Source organism: Kitasatospora sp. NPDC057936 (genome assembly GCF_042887525.1).
Taxonomy (GTDB): domain Bacteria; phylum Actinomycetota; class Actinomycetes; order Streptomycetales; family Streptomycetaceae; genus Kitasatospora.
In genome coordinates this window covers 36,429-52,846 of record NZ_JBHVPD010000075.1, presented here as the reverse complement: position 1 = coordinate 52,846, position 16,418 = coordinate 36,429, and the positions used below count along the sequence as shown (strand labels likewise).

Sequence of the window (16,418 nt, the reverse complement as noted above, 5' to 3'; positions counted from 1 at the left end):
CGGGGGGGCCCGCCCGCGACAAGCTCCCCCCCTCCCCGAAAAATTGGTGGGTTTGCCCCCCCCCGCCGGAGCCACCACCGGGCGCCGGGGCTCAGTGCTGCGGGCGTCGACCGTACTCGGAGACCCAGCGCGAACCGAGCAGCACGATGTCGGCCGTCTCGACCGGACGGCCGGTGGCCTGGTCGTAGTAGGTGCGCTCGATCGCCATCACCGGGACGGCGGGTGCCGCGCCGAGGGCCTGGGCCTCGGCGCGGCTGGCCTGGCGGGCGGTGACGCGTTCGATCGGCGTGCCGGCCTCGATACCGATCAGAGCCATCCGGTCGGCGACGCCGATGCCCGCGTGCGGGCCGGCCTCCGGTAGGACGATCAGGCTGCCGCCGGTGATCGCCATAGGTTCCCAGCTCTCGGCGAGCTGGGCCGGGTCGCCGTCTGCCAGATACACATAGCTGGTGTGCATCACCGGATCGCCCGGCTGGATCTCCAGCCGGGCCGCGATCCGGGCGTCGGCGGCACGAGGCTGCGACTCGTGCCGCCAGGTGCCGACCACGCCTTGCCGGGCGAGGGCGGCCTCGGTCGGCGATCCGTCGCCCGGTGCCACGCGTTGGCGCCGGACGAGAACGGCCGGTGGCTCCTGGGACTTCACGTAGTAGCCCGCCCCGGGGCGGGCGAGCACGAGCCCCTCGTCGATCAGCAGGGCGTAGGCCCGCTGGATCACGCCCGTCGAGACGTTGTGCTCGCGCTGGAGCGCACTGATGGACGGCATTCGATCGCCTGGTTGAAGGCGCCGGGAGGTCAATTGACCACGCAGGGCATCCGCGACCTGCAGGTAGGAGGGGGTGTCGCTCACGCCTCGGACCTCCTCGCTTCGAATCGTTCGCTGCGGCTGACACCGTAGCGCTGGCAGCGCTACTCTATCGATACGATTCCACTATATCGATATGGGGAACGTCGATGGAGATCGGCATGCGCACAAGCTTGCTCAAGGCGTCTCTCTGCCAGGCGGCAGGGGCTCCCGTGCGAATCACCAAGGGGAGGGCGGGCCGCGTTCGGCTCTCGACGACCGCGCCTGCTGATACCTCGTCCACGCAGTGGACCGAGGTGCTCGACATCCTCCGGTCGGGCTGCGAGTGGGGTTCCACCGATGCCACCGGCCGGGTCGTCGTCTGGGTGGAACTGGAGGACTTCAACATGAAGGACCCGGGGGCCTGGTCGTGACCGCCGCCGCCCGTCGGTCGGCGGCGTCGATCGGCATCGTGATCCGCTTCGAGGTGGGCAGGGCCGGGCGCTACGTCAGCGCTGAGTGCCAGCTGGATGCGCACTGGGCCTGCCCGGGCGGCGTCCGAGAGGTGTCCGGTGTCCTCGCGCTGGTGTGTCTCTGTATGGAGCCGACATGTACCTGCGCCCGGCATCTCGCTGGAGGCGGGCCATGATCCGGGCTGGTCGGCTCCGCCCGGAGCCGACCAGCCCGGAAGGCATCACCAGCCGCGCTCGCGCCATTCGGCGAGGTGCGGGCGCTCGGCGCCGATGGTGGTGTCGTTTCCGTGGCCGGGGTAGACCCAGGCCTCGTCCGGGAGGACGTCGAAGATCTTCTCGTTGACGTCCCGGAAGAGGGTCCGGAAGGCCTCCGGGTCCCCCCAGGTGTTGCCGACGCCGCCCGGGAAGAGGCAGTCTCCGGTGAACACGTGCGGGTGGCCCTGCGGGTCGTCGTAGATCAGCACGATGGCGCCGGGGGTGTGCCCGACCAGGTGCCGGACGGTCAGCTCGGCCCGGCCGACGAGCAGCTTGTCGCCGTCGGCGAGCCGTAGCTCGGTGGGGACGTCGATGCCCTCGGCGTCGTGCTCCCCGGCGGCGGTGCGGGCGCCGGTGGTGGCCACCACCTCGGCGAGTGCTCCCCAGTGGTCGTGGTGCCGGTGGGTGGTGACGACCGTCGCCAGGTCGTCGCCGACGGTCTCCAGCAGCGCCGGGGCGTCGGCGGCGGCGTCGATCAGCAGCTGCTCGTCGGTGGCCGGGCAGCGCAGCAGGTAGGCGTTGTTGTCGTACGGGCCGACGGCCACCTTCGTGATGATCAGGTGGGCCAGCTCGCGCACGTCCGGGGGCCCGCCGACCTTGACCGCTCCGTGGTACGTCATCCGTCCGCTCCTCGTCGTGTCGGTCCTGGGATCATCCTCGCCCCCTCAGCCCAGCGGGGGAAGCTGGGGGAGCGCGGTGTCGGGGGTGCGCTTCAGGTCGGCGCCGTCGGAGCGGCCCGAGAGCCAGGCGAGCAGGGCCCGGACCGATCCCCGGACGGTCACGGCGGGTTCGCCGGTGCCGATCAGGCCGTGGTCCCCGGTGTCCTCGGCGACCAGCTCGACTCCCGGCAGCGCGGTGCCGTGGAGCTTGACGGCGAGCTTGTGGAACTCGACGACCGCGAACACCTCCGGCCACCGGGCCGGGCCGTAGCCGGCGTCCAGGTCGACCAGGTGGTACTCCAGCTCGCCGAGGCGCTTCCAGATCAGGTCGGCGGCCGGGAAGACGGCCCCGGAGCGGTGGTGGACGTCGGTGGCCCAGTCCTCGTCGGCCATCAGCGCGACGGCCGCGGCGAAGCGCTCGTGCGACTCGCGCAGGTCGGCGAGCTGGGTCTCCAGCGGGCGCCCGGCACCGTCCTGGATCTCCTGGTCGCGGGCCTCCTCGCTGGCGTACTGCGGGATGTCGGTGCCGGTGCGGGCGCCGGTCAGCAGGTTGACCAGGGAGTCGGCGTTGCGGGCGAGGTGGGCCAGCACGTGGCCGCGGCTCCAGCCGGGGAGCGCGGAGGGCTCGGCGACGGCCGCGGGCTCCAGCCCGGCGACGGTCTCCAGCATGCTCCGGGTGCTCTCCCGGACCAGGCTCAGCCGCTCGGCGGCGACGGCGGCGGCGGACTGCGGGTCGGTCATCGGATCTGCCTTCGGTGCGAAGCGGTGCGTTGCCCCGTGGGGGCTCCGCTCGTTGACCAGTCGACGCTACCGCCGACACCGGAGCCCGAGCAGGGGCTTTTCAGGTCCGGGTACGGACGGCCCCGGGGCGGTCCTCACTCGTTCGGGTGGTCTCGGGTGGACAAAGTCGAGATTCGAACGTCTGAGCTATAGGCTGGCTGCCGCATCCTGGAAGAAGCACCCAATCTCACCGCAAGCCCTCTCGCCCCGGAGAAAGGCGCCAGAAGCAGTGGCCGACCGCCTCATCGTCCGCGGTGCTCGCGAGCACAACCTCAAGAACGTCTCGCTCGACCTGCCCCGCGACTCCCTCATCGTCTTCACGGGCCTCTCCGGCTCCGGCAAGTCCTCGCTCGCCTTCGACACGATCTTCGCCGAGGGCCAGCGCCGCTACGTCGAGTCGCTGTCCTCGTACGCCCGCCAGTTCCTCGGGCAGATGGACAAGCCCGACGTGGACTTCATCGAGGGCCTCTCCCCGGCCGTCTCGATCGACCAGAAGTCCACCAACCGCAACCCCCGTTCGACCGTCGGCACCATCACCGAGGTCTACGACTACCTGCGCCTGCTGTTCGCCCGGATCGGCAAGCCGCACTGCCCGCACTGCGGCCGCCCGATCGCCAAGCAGTCCCCGCAGGCGGTCGTCGACAAGGTGCTGGAGCTCGCCGAGGGCACCCGGTTCCAGGTGCTCAGCCCGGTGGTGCGCGAGCGCAAGGGCGAGTTCGTCGACCTCTTCGCCGACCTCCAGTCCAAGGGCTACTCGCGCGCCCGGGTGGACGGCGAGACGGTCCAGCTCGCCGAGCCGCCGAAGCTCAAGAAGCAGGAGAAGCACACCGTCGAGGTGGTCATCGACCGCCTGACCGTCAAGGAGAGCGCCAAGCGGCGGCTCACCGACTCGGTGGAGACGGCCCTGCGGCTGGCCGGCGGCATGGTCGTGCTCGACTTCGTCGACCTCCCGGAGGACGACCCGGAGCGCGAGCGCATGTACTCCGAGCACCTCTACTGCCCGTACGACGACGTGTCGTTCGAGGAGCTGGAGCCGCGCTCGTTCTCCTTCAACTCGCCGTTCGGCGCCTGCCCGGACTGCTCGGGCCTGGGCAACCGGATGGAGGTCGACCCGGACCTGGTCGTCCCGGACGTCGAGCGCTCGCTCGACGAGGGCGCCATCCACCCGTGGTCGGCCGGCCACGCCAAGGAGTACTTCCAGCGCCTGATCGACGCGCTCGCCCAGGAGCTGGGCTTCCGCACCGACATCCCGTGGGCCGGGCTGCCGGCCCGCGCCAAGAAGGCGCTGCTGTACGGGCACAAGCACCAGGTGGAGGTCCGCTACCGCAACCGCTTCGGCCGCGAGCGCTCGTACAGCACCGGCTTCGAGGGCGCGGTCCCGTTCATCCAGCGCCGGCACACCGAGGCGGAGAGCGACAGCAGCCGCGAGCGCTTCGAGGGCTACATGCGCGAGGTGCCCTGCCCGACCTGCCAGGGCACCCGGCTCAAGCCGGTCGTGCTCGCGGTCACCGTCCAGGACAGGTCGATCGCCGACGTCTCCTCGATGTCGATCAGCGACTGCGCCGAGTTCCTGGGCGCGATGAAGCTCAACGCCCGGGACAAGCAGATCGCCGAGCGGGTCCTCAAGGAGGTCAACGAGCGGCTGCGCTTCCTGGTCGACGTCGGCCTGGACTACCTCTCGCTCGACCGCGCGGCCGGCACCCTGTCCGGCGGCGAGGCCCAGCGCATCCGGCTGGCCACCCAGATCGGCTCCGGCCTGGTCGGCGTGCTGTACGTGCTGGACGAGCCGTCCATCGGCCTGCACCAGCGGGACAACCACCGGCTGATCGAGACGCTGGTGCGGCTGCGCGACATCGGCAACACCCTGATCGTCGTCGAGCACGACGAGGACACCATCAAGACGGCGGACTGGGTGGTCGACATCGGCCCGGGCGCCGGCGAGCACGGCGGCAAGGTGGTGCACTCCGGTTCGCTGAAGCAGCTGCTGGCCAACAAGGAGTCGCTGACCGGCCAGTACCTGTCGGGCAAGCGGTCCATCCCGATCCCGGGGGCCCGCCGCGAGCGGGACAAGAAGCGCCAGCTGACCGTCCACGGCGCCCGCGAGCACAACCTCAAGGACGTCACGGTCGGCTTCCCGCTCGGCACCTTCACTGCGATCACCGGCGTGTCCGGCTCCGGCAAGTCGACGCTGGTCAACGACATCCTCTACACCCACCTCGCCCGGGAGCTGAACGGCGCCCGCAGCGTGCCGGGCCGGCACACCCGGATCACCGGCACCGACCTGGTGGACAAGGTGGTGCACGTCGACCAGTCGCCGATCGGGCGCACCCCGCGCTCCAACCCGGCCACCTACACCGGGGTGTTCGACCACGTCCGCCGGCTCTTCGCGGAGACGCAGGAGGCCAAGGTCCGCGGCTACCTGCCCGGCCGGTTCTCCTTCAACGTCAAGGGCGGGCGCTGCGAGAACTGCTCCGGCGACGGCACCATCAAGATCGAGATGAACTTCCTGCCGGACGTCTACGTGCCGTGCGAGGTCTGCCACGGCGCCCGGTACAACCGGGAGACGCTGGAGGTGCACTACAAGGGCAAGTCCATCGCCGAGGTGCTGGACATGCCGATCGAGGAGGCGCTGGCCTTCTTCGAGGCCGTCCCGGCGATCGCCCGCCACCTCCGGACGCTCAACGACGTCGGCCTCGGCTACGTCCGGCTCGGCCAGTCCGCGCCGACGCTCTCCGGCGGCGAGGCGCAGCGCGTCAAGCTCGCCTCGGAGCTGCAGAAGCGCTCCACCGGGCGGACGGTCTACGTGCTCGACGAGCCCACCACCGGCCTGCACTTCGAGGACATCAGCAAGCTGATCAAGGTGCTCACCGGGCTGGTCGAGAAGGGCAACACGGTGATCGTCATCGAACACAACCTCGATGTGATCAAGACCGCCGACTGGATCGTCGACATGGGCCCCGAGGGCGGCTCCGGCGGCGGCACGGTGGTCGCCGAGGGCACCCCGGAGCAGATCGCCGCGGTGTCGGAGAGCCACACCGGCAAGTTCCTCCGGGACATCCTCCCGGGCGACTTCGCCGACGCCCCGGTCGCCGCTCCGGCGAAGAAGGCGCCGCGCAAGCGGGCCGCCGTGGCGAAGAAGTAGTGCACGCGGGCACGGCCGCTCCCGCCCCGGGAGCGGCCGTGCCCGCCGCATAGACTTCCGTGGTCCCACGCCGCAGCCCACCCGCAGGAGCGCACCGATGTCCGAGGCCCCCGAGAGCAACCCCGCCACCTCCCGCCGCACCCTGCTCTGCGGCGCCGCGGCCGTCCTGGCGGCGGCCGGCGGCACCGTGGCGCTCACCGGCTGCGGCTCGTCGGCCGGTTCGTCCGGCTCCGGCGCCGCCCCCAAGGGCCCGGTGGACCTCGGCCCGGCCTCGGCGGTGCCGGAGGGCGGCGGCAAGGTCTTCCGCGAGCAGAAGATCGTCGTCACCCAGCCCACCGCCGGGCAGTACAAGGCGTTCAGTGCCAAGTGCACGCACGCGGGCTGCATCGTCGACCAGGTGAAGAACCAGCAGATCCAGTGCCCCTGCCACGGCAGCAAGTTCGCCATTGCCGACGGTGCCGTGGCGGACGGCCCGGCCCCCTCCCCGCTGCCCGCCTACACCGTCACGGTCGAGGGCGGCAACCTCAAGGTGACCCCGAGCTGACGCAGTTGAGCCCCGCCGAACAGACCCCCGCCGCGCCGGCGTCCGCCGATCGGATCGGCCCTCCGCACCCCCGGCCCCACTCGGTACGGTGGACCCATGGCTGACCCGAGCACCTACCGCCCGGCCCCGGGCGCGATTCCGACCTCACCGGGCGTCTACAGGTTCCGCGACGCCCACGGCCGGGTCATCTACGTCGGCAAGGCCAAGAGCCTGCGCCCGCGCCTGTCGTCCTACTTCCAGGACCTCGCCGGGCTGCACCCGCGCACCGCGACCATGGTCACCACCGCGGCGTCGGTCGAGTGGACGGTGGTGGCCACCGAGGTCGAGGCGCTGCAGCTGGAGTACTCCTGGATCAAGGAGTTCGACCCGCGGTTCAACGTGAAGTACCGCGACGACAAGAGCTACCCCGAGCTCGCGGTCACCCTCAACGAGGAGTACCCGCGCGTCCAGGTGATGCGCGGCGCGCACAAGAAGGGCGTGCGCTACTTCGGACCGTACGGGCACGCGTGGGCGATCCGCGAGACGGTCGACCTGCTGCTGCGCGTCTTCCCCGTCCGCACCTGCTCCAACGGCGTGTTCAAGCGCGCACGGCAGGTCGGCCGGCCCTGCCTGCTGGGCTACATCGGCAAGTGCGCCGCGCCCTGCGTCGGCAAGGTCACCGCGGACGAACACCGCGCGCTGGCCGAGGACTTCTGCGACTTCATGGCCGGGCGCACCGGCAACTACCTGCGCCGCCTGGAGGACGGGATGCAGGAGGCCGCCGCGGAGATGGAGTACGAGAAGGCGGCCCGCCTGCGGGACGACATCGGCGCCCTCAAGCGCGCGATGGAGAAGAACGCCATCGTGCTCGCCGACGCCACCGACGCCGACCTCCTGGCCCTCGCCGAGGACGAACTGGAGGCCGCCGTCCAGATCTTCCACGTGCGCGGCGGCCGGGTCCGCGGCCAGCGCGGCTGGGTCACCGACAAGGTCGAGGACGTCGACACCGCGGGCCTGGTCGAGCACGCCCTCCAGCAGCTCTACGGCGGCGCCACTGCCGACGAACGCAGCGAGAGCGTCCCGCGCGAGGTGCTCGTCCCGGCCCTGCCGGAGCCGGACGGGCCGGTCCGGGAGTGGCTGAGCGGCCTGCGCGGCAGCCAGGTCGACCTGCGCGTCCCGCAGCGCGGCGACAAGAAGGACCTGATGGCCACCGTGCAGCGCAACGCCCAGCAGGCGCTGGCGCTGCACAAGACCAAGCGCGCCTCCGACCTCACCACCCGCAGCCGCGCCCTCCAGGAGATCGCCGACGCGCTGGAGCTGGACTCCGTCCCGCTGCGCATCGAGTGCTTCGACATCTCCCACCTCCAGGGCGAGGACGTGGTCGCGTCGATGGTCGTCTTCGAGGACGGCCTGGCCCGCAAGAGCGAGTACCGGCGCTTCCAGATCAAGGGCTTCGCGGGCCAGGACGACGTCCGCTCGATGCACGAGGTGATCAGCCGGCGCTTCCGCCGCTACCTCCAGGAGCGCGAGCAGACCGGCGAGTGGGCCGTCGTCGAGTCCGAGGACGACCAGCCCGAGGACGGTCCGCGCACCGAGGACGGTCCGCGCACCGAGGACGGCCGTCCCAAGCGCTTCGCCTACCCGCCGCAGCTGCTCGTCGTCGACGGCGGCCAGCCGCAGGTCGCCGCCGCCAGGCGGGCCCTGGACGAGCTCGGCATCGACGACGTCGCCCTGTGCGGCCTCGCCAAGCGCCTGGAGGAGGTCTGGCTGCCGGGCGAGGACGACCCCGTCGTCCTGCCGCGCAGCAGCGAGGGCCTCTACCTGCTCCAGCGCGTCCGCGACGAGGCCCACCGCTTCGCGATCGGCTACCAGCGCAGCAAGCGTTCCAAGCGACTCACCGCCGGGGAACTGGACTCCGTCCCGGGCCTCGGCGAGACTCGCCGCCAGGCGCTGCTCAAGCACTTCGGCTCGCTGAAGAGGCTCCGGGCCGCCACCGTCGACGAACTCTGCGCCGTACCCGGCATCGGACGCCGCACGGCGGAGACTGTTGCGGCGGCGTTGTCCTCCCGTACACCCGCCGCACCCGCGGTCAACACCGCGACCGGCGAGATCATCGAGGACGGGGCCGACCAGGCCACCGCGCCGGTGGCCGCAGCACCCACGACCGCACCATCCCAGGAGACGCCATGACGGCCGACGCCGCCCGTCAGCCGGCGTGCCCGGCCGCCGACCGCCCCGGCGGACCGGCGCCGCACGGCCGCGCCATGCGCGTGCTCCCCAGCAGAAAGACCGAGAGCGGGGAACCGAAGTGACCGTGTCAGACGTGGCCGAGAACGTCCCGGAGCTGGTGATCATCTCCGGCATGTCCGGAGCCGGCCGCTCCACCGCGGCCAAGTGCCTGGAGGACCTCGGCTGGTTCGTGGTGGACAACCTGCCGCCGGCCCTCATCCCGACCATGGTCGACCTCGGGGCCCGCTCCCAGGGCAACGTCGCCAGGATCGGCGCCGTCGTGGACGTCCGCGGCCGGCAGTTCTTCGACGACCTGCTCACCTCGCTCGACGAGCTGGAGAAGCGCGGAGTCCGGCTCCAGGTCCTCTTCCTGGACTCCTCCGACGAGGCCCTGGTCCGCCGCTTCGAGAGCGTGCGCCGCCCGCACCCGCTCCAGGCCGACGGCCGGATCGTCGACGGCATCGCCCTGGAGCGCGACCTGCTGCGCGAGCTGCGCGGCGAGGCCGACCTGGTGATCGACACCTCCAACCTCAACGTGCACCAGCTGCGCGCCAAGCTCGACGCCCAGTTCGCCGACCACGACGAGCCCGAGCTGCGCGCCACCGTGATGTCCTTCGGCTTCAAGTACGGCCTGCCGGTCGACGCCGACCTCGTGGTGGACTGCCGCTTCCTGCCCAACCCGCACTGGGTCCCCGAGCTGCGGGCCCGCACCGGCACCGACTCCGACGTCGCCGACTACGTGTTCCAGCAGCCCGGCGCCAACGAGTTCCTCAACGGCTACGCGGAGCTGCTCCGCATCGTCACGGAGGGGTACCGCAGGGAGGGCAAGCGGTACATGACGCTTGCCGTAGGCTGCACCGGTGGCAAGCACCGCAGCGTCGCGATGTCCGAGCGCCTGACCAAGCGCCTCATCGCCGACGGCGTCGAAACGGTGCTGGTCCACCGAGACATGGGACGGGAGTAACCGCCGCCTCCTCGCCGGGCCGCCGGCCGGGCGGCCGCGGGCGAAGAGGAACGCGAGGTGGGTGTGACGGGATACGTGCCCGGACGGCAGCCGCACCACAAGAACGGCGACCGGACCGGGGTCCCTGCGAGGACCCCGGCTCCCAGCAAGCCGCGCAGCAGCCCCGCCCGGGCCAACCCGGCCCCCCGGATCACCGCCCTCGGCGGCGGCCAGGGCCTGTCCGCGTCGCTGTCGGCTCTGCGCCGGCTCACCAGCGACCTGACCGCCGTGGTCACCGTCGCCGACGACGGCGGCTCCAGCGGGCGGCTGCGCACCGAGCTGGGCGTGCTGCCCCCGGGCGACCTGCGCAAGGCCCTGGCGGCCCTGTGCGGGGACGACGACTGGGGCCGCACCTGGTCCGAGGTGATCCAGCAGCGCTTCACCGGCAGCGGCGACCTCGGCGGCCACGCCGTGGGCAACCTGCTGATCGTCGCGCTGTGGGAGAAGCTCGGCGACCCGGTCGCCGCGCTGGACTGGGTCGGCCGGCTGCTGAACGTCCAGGGCCGGGTGCTGCCGATGTCGGCGGTGCCGCTGGACATCGAGGCCACCGTCCGCGGCCACGACCCGGCCCACCCGGGCGCGGTCACGGCCGTGCGCGGCCAGGCCAGCGTCGCGGTCACGCCGGGCACCGTGCAGTCGATCCGGCTGGTGCCGGAGGAGCCGCCGGCCGTCCCGGAGGCCGTCGCGGCCGTGCGCGAGGCGGACTGGGTGGTGCTCGGCCCGGGCTCCTGGTTCACCAGCGTGCTGCCGCACCTGCTGGTGCCGGACCTCGCCAAGGCCCTGGTCGAGACCCGCGCCCGCCGCCTGCTCACGCTCAACCTGGCGCCCCAGCCCGGCGAGACCGAGGGCTTCACGCCGCAGCGCCACCTGGATGTCATCGCCGACCACGCCCCGGGGCTCGCCGTGGATGCGATCCTGGTGGACGAGCGGGCCGTCACCGGCGGCGCCTTCGGCCAGGCCGACCTGGACGGCCTGGAGAAGGCCGCCGAGCGGATGGGCGCGGCCCTGGTGCTCGGCCGGGTGGCCCGCACCGACGGAACCCCGCGACACGACCCGGAGCTGTTGGCGGCAGCGTACGACCGGATTTTCCGGACACATGGAAGGATCGGGCCATGGCGATGACTCCAGCGGTGAAGGACGAGATCAGCCGGCTCCCGGTCACCCGGGCCTGCTGCCGCAAGGCGGAGGTGTCGGCGATCCTGCGGTTCGCAGGCGGGCTGCACATCGTGAGCGGCCGGATCGTGATCGAGGCCGAGCTCGACACGGGGGCGGCCGCGCGGCGCCTGCGCAAGGACCTGCTGGAGATCTTCGGGCACTCCTCCGACCTCGTCGTGATGGCCCCCGGCGGGCTGCGCCGCGGCAGCCGGTTCGTCGTGCGCGTGGTCAAGGACGGCGAGCTGCTCGCGCGCCAGACCGGCCTCGTGGACGGCCGCGGGCGCCCGATCCGGGGCCTGCCCCCGGCGGTCGTCTCCGGGGCGACCTGCGACGCCGAGGCGGCCTGGCGCGGGGCCTTCCTCGCGCACGGGTCCCTCACCGAGCCCGGCCGCTCGTCCTCGCTGGAGATCACCTGCCCCGGCTCCGAGGCGGCCCTCGCCCTCGTCGGCGCCGCCCGCCGGCTCGGCATCCCCGCCAAGGCCCGCGAGGTCCGCGGGGTGGACCGGGTCGTCATCCGGGACGGTGACGCGATCGGCGCGCTGCTGACGCGCCTGGGCGCGCACGAGTCGGTGCTCGCCTGGGAGGAGCGCCGGATGCGGCGCGAGGTCCGGGCCACCGCCAACCGCCTCGCCAACTTCGACGACGCCAACCTGCGCCGCTCGGCCCGCGCCGCGGTCGCGGCCGGCGCCCGGGTGGCCCGCGCGCTGGAGATCCTCGGCGACGAGGTGCCCGAGCACCTGGCCGCGGCCGGCCAGCTGCGGATGCAGCACAAGCAGGCCTCGCTGGAGGAGCTCGGCGCGCTCGCCGACCCGCCGCTGACCAAGGACGCGGTGGCCGGCCGGATCCGCCGCCTGCTGGCGATGGCCGACAAGCGCGCCTCCGAGCTCGGCCTGCCGAGCACCGAGGCGAACCTCACCGACGAGATGGCGCTCAACTGACGAGCCGACGATCACGGTCGTGACCGATTCGCGGCCGGTGTCCGGATTCCGGGCACCGGCCGCCGTCGTGTCCGGACGGCCCGCGCGGGTCCGTGCGGCCGGAGTCCGGTTTGGCAAATTGGTAGAGACCACTGGCCCGGGTCCAACTGCCCGGGGAACCAAGGACGGAAGGCCTGAAATGGGGTTTGGGCCACGCCACGCCACGTCTCGCGAATTGGTGCGATGTGCCCTCCCAGGCCCCGGAGGGGTAGGGTCATAGGCGGTCGGGGACTTCCCAAATCTCACCCCCGTCGGCTTAGCTCCGGCGTACCTAACGAGGAGATCGGTTCGTGACGATCCGGGTAGGCATCAACGGATTCGGCCGCATCGGCCGCAACTTCTTCCGCGCGGTCAAGGCCCAGGGCGCGGACATCGAGATCGTCGGTGTCAACGACCTGACTGACACGAAGACCCTGGCTCACCTGCTCAAGTACGACACCACCCTGGGCACCTTCCCGGGCGAGGTCTCGCACACCGAGGACAGCATCACCGTCGACGGCCACACCTTCAAGGTGACGGCCGAGCGCGACCCGGCGAACCTGCCGTGGGCCGCCCTGGGCGCCGACATCGTCGTCGAGTCCACCGGCATCTTCACCAAGGCCGAGGCCGCGAAGAAGCACCTCACCGCCGGCGCGAAGAAGGTCATCATCTCGGCGCCCGCCACCGACGAGGACGTCACCATCGTCCTGGGTGTCAACGACGAGAAGTACGACGCCGCCAACCACCACGTCATCTCCAACGCCTCGTGCACCACCAACTGCGTGGCGCCGATGGCCAAGGTGCTGAACGAGAGCTTCGGCATCGTCAAGGGTCTGATGACCACCGTCCACGCGTTCACCAACGACCAGGTGACCCTGGACTTCCCGCACAAGGACCTGCGCCGTGCTCGTGCGGCCTCGCAGAACATCATCCCGACCTCGACCGGTGCGGCCAAGGCGACCGCCCTGGTCCTGCCGGAGCTCAAGGGCAAGCTGGACGGCACCTCGCTGCGCGTCCCGGTCCCGACCGGCTCCATCACGGACCTGGTCGTCACCCTGGAGCGCGAGGTGACCAAGGACGAGGTCAACGCCGCCTTCCAGAAGGCCGCGCAGGAGGGCCCGCTCAAGGGCATCCTGGCCTACACCGAGGACCCGATCGTCTCCTCGGACATCGTCAACGACCCGGCCTCCTGCATCTTCGACTCGCAGCTCACCATGGTCCAGGGCAACCAGGTCAAGGTGCTCGGCTGGTACGACAACGAGTGGGGCTACTCGAACCGCGTCGTGGACCTGGTCACCCTCGTCGGTGGCCAGCTCTGACGCAGTGGGAGCTGACGTGATGTGAGGGCGAGGGCCCGGACGGCGCACGACGCCGACCGGGCCCTCGTTCTGCGTACAAGAACCTTCCGGGCGGCCCCTGCGCCGTGCCGCCCACCTGCGCATCCCCCCATCTCCCCAGGAGACCGAAGAACCCGTGAAGACCATCGAAGACCTCGACGTCGCCGGCAAGCGCGTCTTCGTCCGCGCCGACCTGAACGTGCCGCTGGACGGCGCCGCGATCACCGACGACGGCCGCATCCGCGCGGTCGCCCCGACCATCGCCAAGCTCCTGGAGCGCGGCGCGAAGGTCGTCGTCGCCTCCCACCTGGGCCGCCCGAAGGGTGCGCCGGAGGAGAAGTTCTCCCTCGCGCCGGTGGCCGCGCGCCTCGGCGAGATCCTCGGCAAGGACGTCTCCTTCGCCACCGACACGGTGGGCGAGAGCGCCGCGGCCGCCGTCGCCGGCCTGGCCGACGGCCAGGTCGCGCTGCTGGAGAACCTGCGCTTCAACGCCGGCGAGACCAGCAAGGACGACGCCGAGCGCAAGGCCTTCGCCGAGCAGCTGGCCGCCCTGGCCGACCTGTACGTCGGCGACGGCTTCGGCGCGGTGCACCGCAAGCACGCCTCGGTGTTCGACCTCCCGGCCCTGCTGCCGCACGCCGCCGGCGACCTGATCGCCACCGAGGTCGGCGTGCTGAAGAAGCTCACCGACGAGGTCGCGCGCCCGTACGTCGTCGTGCTCGGCGGCGCCAAGGTGTCCGACAAGCTCGGTGTGATCGACAACCTGCTGAAGAAGGCCGACCGCATCCTGATCGGCGGCGGCATGGCGTACACCTTCCTGAAGGCCCAGGGCCACGAGGTCGGCATCTCGCTGCTGCAGGAGGACCAGATCCCGGTCTGCCTGAACTACCTGGCCGAGGCCGAGAAGCGGGGCGTCGAGTTCGTCCTGCCGGTCGACGTCCTGGTGTCGGCCGACTTCCCGGACCTCAAGGGCAAGACCCCGGCGACCTTCGACCTCGTCTCCTCGGACGCCATCCCGGCGGACAAGGAGGGCCTGGACATCGGCCCGAAGACCCGCGAGCTGTACGCGGAGAAGCTGGCCGACGCCGGGACGGTGTTCTGGAACGGCCCGATGGGCGTCTTCGAGCACCCCGACTACGCCAACGGCACCAAGGCCGTCGCGGAGGCGCTGCTCGACAGCCCCGGCTTCACCGTGGTCGGCGGCGGCGACTCCGCCGCGGCCGTCCGCATCCTGGGCTTCGACGAGAACGCCTTTGGACACATCTCGACCGGCGGTGGCGCGAGCCTGGAGTACCTGGAGGGCAAGCAGCTCCCGGGTCTCACCGCCCTGGAAGGCTGAACGCAATGACCGAACGTCTCCCGCTCATGGCGGGCAACTGGAAGATGAACCTCAACCACCTTGAGGCCATCCAGCACACCCAGAAGCTCGCCTTCACCCTGAACGACAAGGACTACGCGGCCGTCGAGGTCGCCGTCCTGACCCCGTTCACCGACCTGCGCTCGGTGCAGACGCTGGTCGAGACGGACAAGCTGAAGATCAAGTACGGCTCGCAGGACATCTCGGAGCACGACTCCGGCGCCTACACCGGCGAGGTCTCCGGCCCGATGCTGGCCAAGCTCCGCTGCACCTACGCGGTGATCGGCCACTCGGAGCGCCGCCAGTACCACGCCGAGACCGACGAGATCGTCAACGCCAAGGTCAAGGCCGCCTACCGGGCCGGGATCACCCCGATCCTGTGCATCGGCGAGCCGCTGGAGGTCCGCAAGGCCGGCACCCACGTCGAGCACACGCTGGCCCAGCTGGACGGCGGCCTCAAGGACGTCCCGGCCGAGCAGGCCGAGACCGTCGTGATCGCGTACGAGCCGGTCTGGGCGATCGGCACCGGCGAGGTGGCGACCCCGGAGGACGCGCAGGAGGTCTGCGCGGCCATCCGCAAGCGGATCGCCGAGCTGTACGACGGCGCGCTGGCCGACAAGGTCCGTGTGCTGTACGGCGGTTCGGTCAAGTCGTCGAGCGCGGCCGGCCTGATGGCCAAGCCCGACATCGACGGCGGACTGATCGGCGGTGCTTCGCTGGACGCCGCGGAGTTCGCCAAGATCGTGCGCTACCGTGACCAGGCAGTAGGCTAACGCCGCCGCAGCAACGTAGGCTTTGGGGCCGGACCGCCGGACGCGGCCCGGCCCCTTCGCCGAAGATACGAGAGAGTTGGTCCCGTCGTGGTTCTCGGGTTCTCTATTGCCCTGATCATCTTCAGCCTGCTGATGATCCTGCTCGTGCTGCTGCACAAGGGGAAGGGCGGCGGTCTGTCCGACATGTTCGGTGGTGGCGCGATGTCCACCGGTGGCGGCTCCGCGGTGGCCGAGCGCAACCTCGACCGCATCACGATCGTGGTCGGTCTGGGCTGGTTCGCCTCCATCATGGTGCTGAGCCTGCTGCTCAAGTACAAGGGCTAGGACCGGCCGCACACCTCTGCTGGTAACGGAGCCCGCACAAGCCTGACGCCCCGTCGCCCGAGCGCCTATCCTGGGACGGTCGGGGGCGGAGGCGATGGTGGCGCACCCTTAACTCCTGCTTACACTAGGACGACTTTCGCCACCGACGCGCACCGCGGCGGGTCGGCGTACCAGCACGCAGGGAGTCAGACCGTGGCAAGTGGCAACGCCATCCGTGGCAGCAGGGTCGGAGCCGGCCCGATGGGCGAGGCGGAGCGCGGCGAGTCCGCGCCGCGCAACCGGATCTCCTTCTGGTGTGCCAACAAGCACGAGACCCGTCCCAGCTTCGCCGCCGAAGCCGTCATCCCGGACACCTGGGACTGCCCGCGCTGCGGTTTCCCGGCCGGACAGGACGAGCACAACCCGCCCGCCCCCTCGCGCAACGAGCCGTACAAGACCCACCTCGCCTACGTCCGCGAGCGGCGCACCGACGCCGACGGCGAGGCGATCCTCGCCGAGGCGCTGGCCAAGCTGCGCGGCGAGATCTGAGCCGGAAGACCGAAGGGGGCCCCCCGCCACCACGGGGGGGGCCATCGGCGGTTTTTGCCCAGGCCGGGGCCGGCCGGGAAAACAGCGGCGGGGGACCCCCGGCGGCGGTATAATAAAAAACAAAAAAGCAGCCCCCCAACAGA

15 protein-coding genes are annotated in these 16,418 nt (G+C 71.4%); 12 read left to right on the top strand and 3 right to left on the bottom strand.

Translation table 11 applies throughout. The annotated features are described in order from the left end of the window. Positions 1-91: 91 nt before the first annotated feature. Positions 92-847: a GntR family transcriptional regulator gene (locus tag ACFVU9_RS31905; RefSeq protein ID WP_387599364.1), complete on the bottom strand. Its 756-nt coding sequence runs from the start codon at positions 845-847 to the stop codon at positions 92-94. A 104-nt stretch (positions 848-951) separates the two neighbouring features. Between ACFVU9_RS31905 and ACFVU9_RS31900 the strand changes: the two genes are divergently transcribed. Continuing rightward, a complete protein-coding gene (locus ACFVU9_RS31900) occupies positions 952-1,215 on the top strand; it encodes a hypothetical protein (protein ID WP_387599361.1) in 264 nt (87 codons plus the stop codon). A 260-nt stretch (positions 1,216-1,475) separates the two neighbouring features. Here ACFVU9_RS31900 and ACFVU9_RS31895 read toward each other — a convergent pair whose 3' ends face one another. Then, complete coding sequence (locus ACFVU9_RS31895) at positions 1,476-2,129, bottom strand: MBL fold metallo-hydrolase (RefSeq protein WP_380444432.1); 654 nt, start codon at positions 2,127-2,129, stop codon at positions 1,476-1,478. 45 nt (positions 2,130-2,174) lie between these two features. Continuing rightward, positions 2,175-2,909 (bottom strand): maleylpyruvate isomerase family mycothiol-dependent enzyme, encoded by a 735-nt coding sequence (locus ACFVU9_RS31890; protein ID WP_387599358.1) that lies wholly within the window; start codon positions 2,907-2,909, stop codon positions 2,175-2,177. Between the two features lie 268 nt (positions 2,910-3,177). Here ACFVU9_RS31890 and uvrA point away from each other — a divergent pair, with 268 nt between their 5' ends. The 11 genes from uvrA to ACFVU9_RS31835 all read left to right on the top strand — a co-directional run bounded on the left by uvrA (position 3,178) and on the right by ACFVU9_RS31835 (position 16,275). After that, on the top strand, positions 3,178-6,090 hold the full coding sequence (uvrA, locus tag ACFVU9_RS31885; protein ID WP_387599355.1) for an excinuclease ABC subunit UvrA: 2,913 nt from the start codon (positions 3,178-3,180) through the stop codon (positions 6,088-6,090). 97 nt (positions 6,091-6,187) lie between these two features. Further along, entirely contained in the window at positions 6,188-6,634 is a 447-nt protein-coding gene (locus ACFVU9_RS31880) for a Rieske (2Fe-2S) protein (RefSeq protein WP_380444438.1), read from the top strand. Between the two features lie 96 nt (positions 6,635-6,730). After that, entirely contained in the window at positions 6,731-8,803 is a 2,073-nt protein-coding gene (gene uvrC, locus ACFVU9_RS31875; RefSeq protein ID WP_387599352.1) for an excinuclease ABC subunit UvrC, read from the top strand. A 118-nt stretch (positions 8,804-8,921) separates the two neighbouring features. Then, positions 8,922-9,806 carry an RNase adapter RapZ gene (rapZ, locus tag ACFVU9_RS31870; protein ID WP_380444441.1) on the top strand — a complete coding sequence of 295 codons (885 nt, stop codon included), beginning with the start codon at positions 8,922-8,924 and terminating at the stop codon, positions 9,804-9,806. Positions 9,807-9,869: 63 nt separating this feature from the next. Continuing rightward, positions 9,870-10,967 carry a uridine diphosphate-N-acetylglucosamine-binding protein YvcK gene (gene yvcK, locus ACFVU9_RS31865; protein WP_387599377.1) on the top strand — a complete coding sequence of 366 codons (1,098 nt, stop codon included), beginning with the start codon at positions 9,870-9,872 and terminating at the stop codon, positions 10,965-10,967. Next, positions 10,958-11,938: a DNA-binding protein WhiA gene (gene whiA, locus ACFVU9_RS31860; RefSeq protein WP_218199523.1), complete on the top strand. Its 981-nt coding sequence runs from the start codon at positions 10,958-10,960 to the stop codon at positions 11,936-11,938. The genes yvcK and whiA overlap by 10 nt, the downstream gene beginning before the upstream one ends. A gap of 329 nt (positions 11,939-12,267) precedes the next feature. Further along, positions 12,268-13,275 (top strand): type I glyceraldehyde-3-phosphate dehydrogenase, encoded by a 1,008-nt coding sequence (gene gap, locus ACFVU9_RS31855; RefSeq protein WP_380444443.1) that lies wholly within the window; start codon positions 12,268-12,270, stop codon positions 13,273-13,275. A gap of 154 nt (positions 13,276-13,429) precedes the next feature. After that, the gene (locus ACFVU9_RS31850; protein WP_387599348.1) at positions 13,430-14,632 is read left to right on the top strand and encodes a phosphoglycerate kinase; all 1,203 of its coding nucleotides are present in this window, start codon (positions 13,430-13,432) and stop codon (positions 14,630-14,632) included. A gap of 5 nt (positions 14,633-14,637) precedes the next feature. Beyond that, positions 14,638-15,423, top strand: a complete 786-nt coding sequence (gene tpiA, locus ACFVU9_RS31845) for a triose-phosphate isomerase (RefSeq protein ID WP_359960816.1) — start codon at positions 14,638-14,640, stop codon at positions 15,421-15,423. Between the two features lie 87 nt (positions 15,424-15,510). Then, a complete protein-coding gene (secG, locus tag ACFVU9_RS31840) occupies positions 15,511-15,747 on the top strand; it encodes a preprotein translocase subunit SecG (RefSeq protein WP_380444447.1) in 237 nt (78 codons plus the stop codon). 240 nt (positions 15,748-15,987) lie between these two features. Beyond that, positions 15,988-16,275 (top strand): RNA polymerase-binding protein RbpA, encoded by a 288-nt coding sequence (locus tag ACFVU9_RS31835; protein ID WP_030308030.1) that lies wholly within the window; start codon positions 15,988-15,990, stop codon positions 16,273-16,275. Positions 16,276-16,418: the final 143 nt, after the last annotated feature.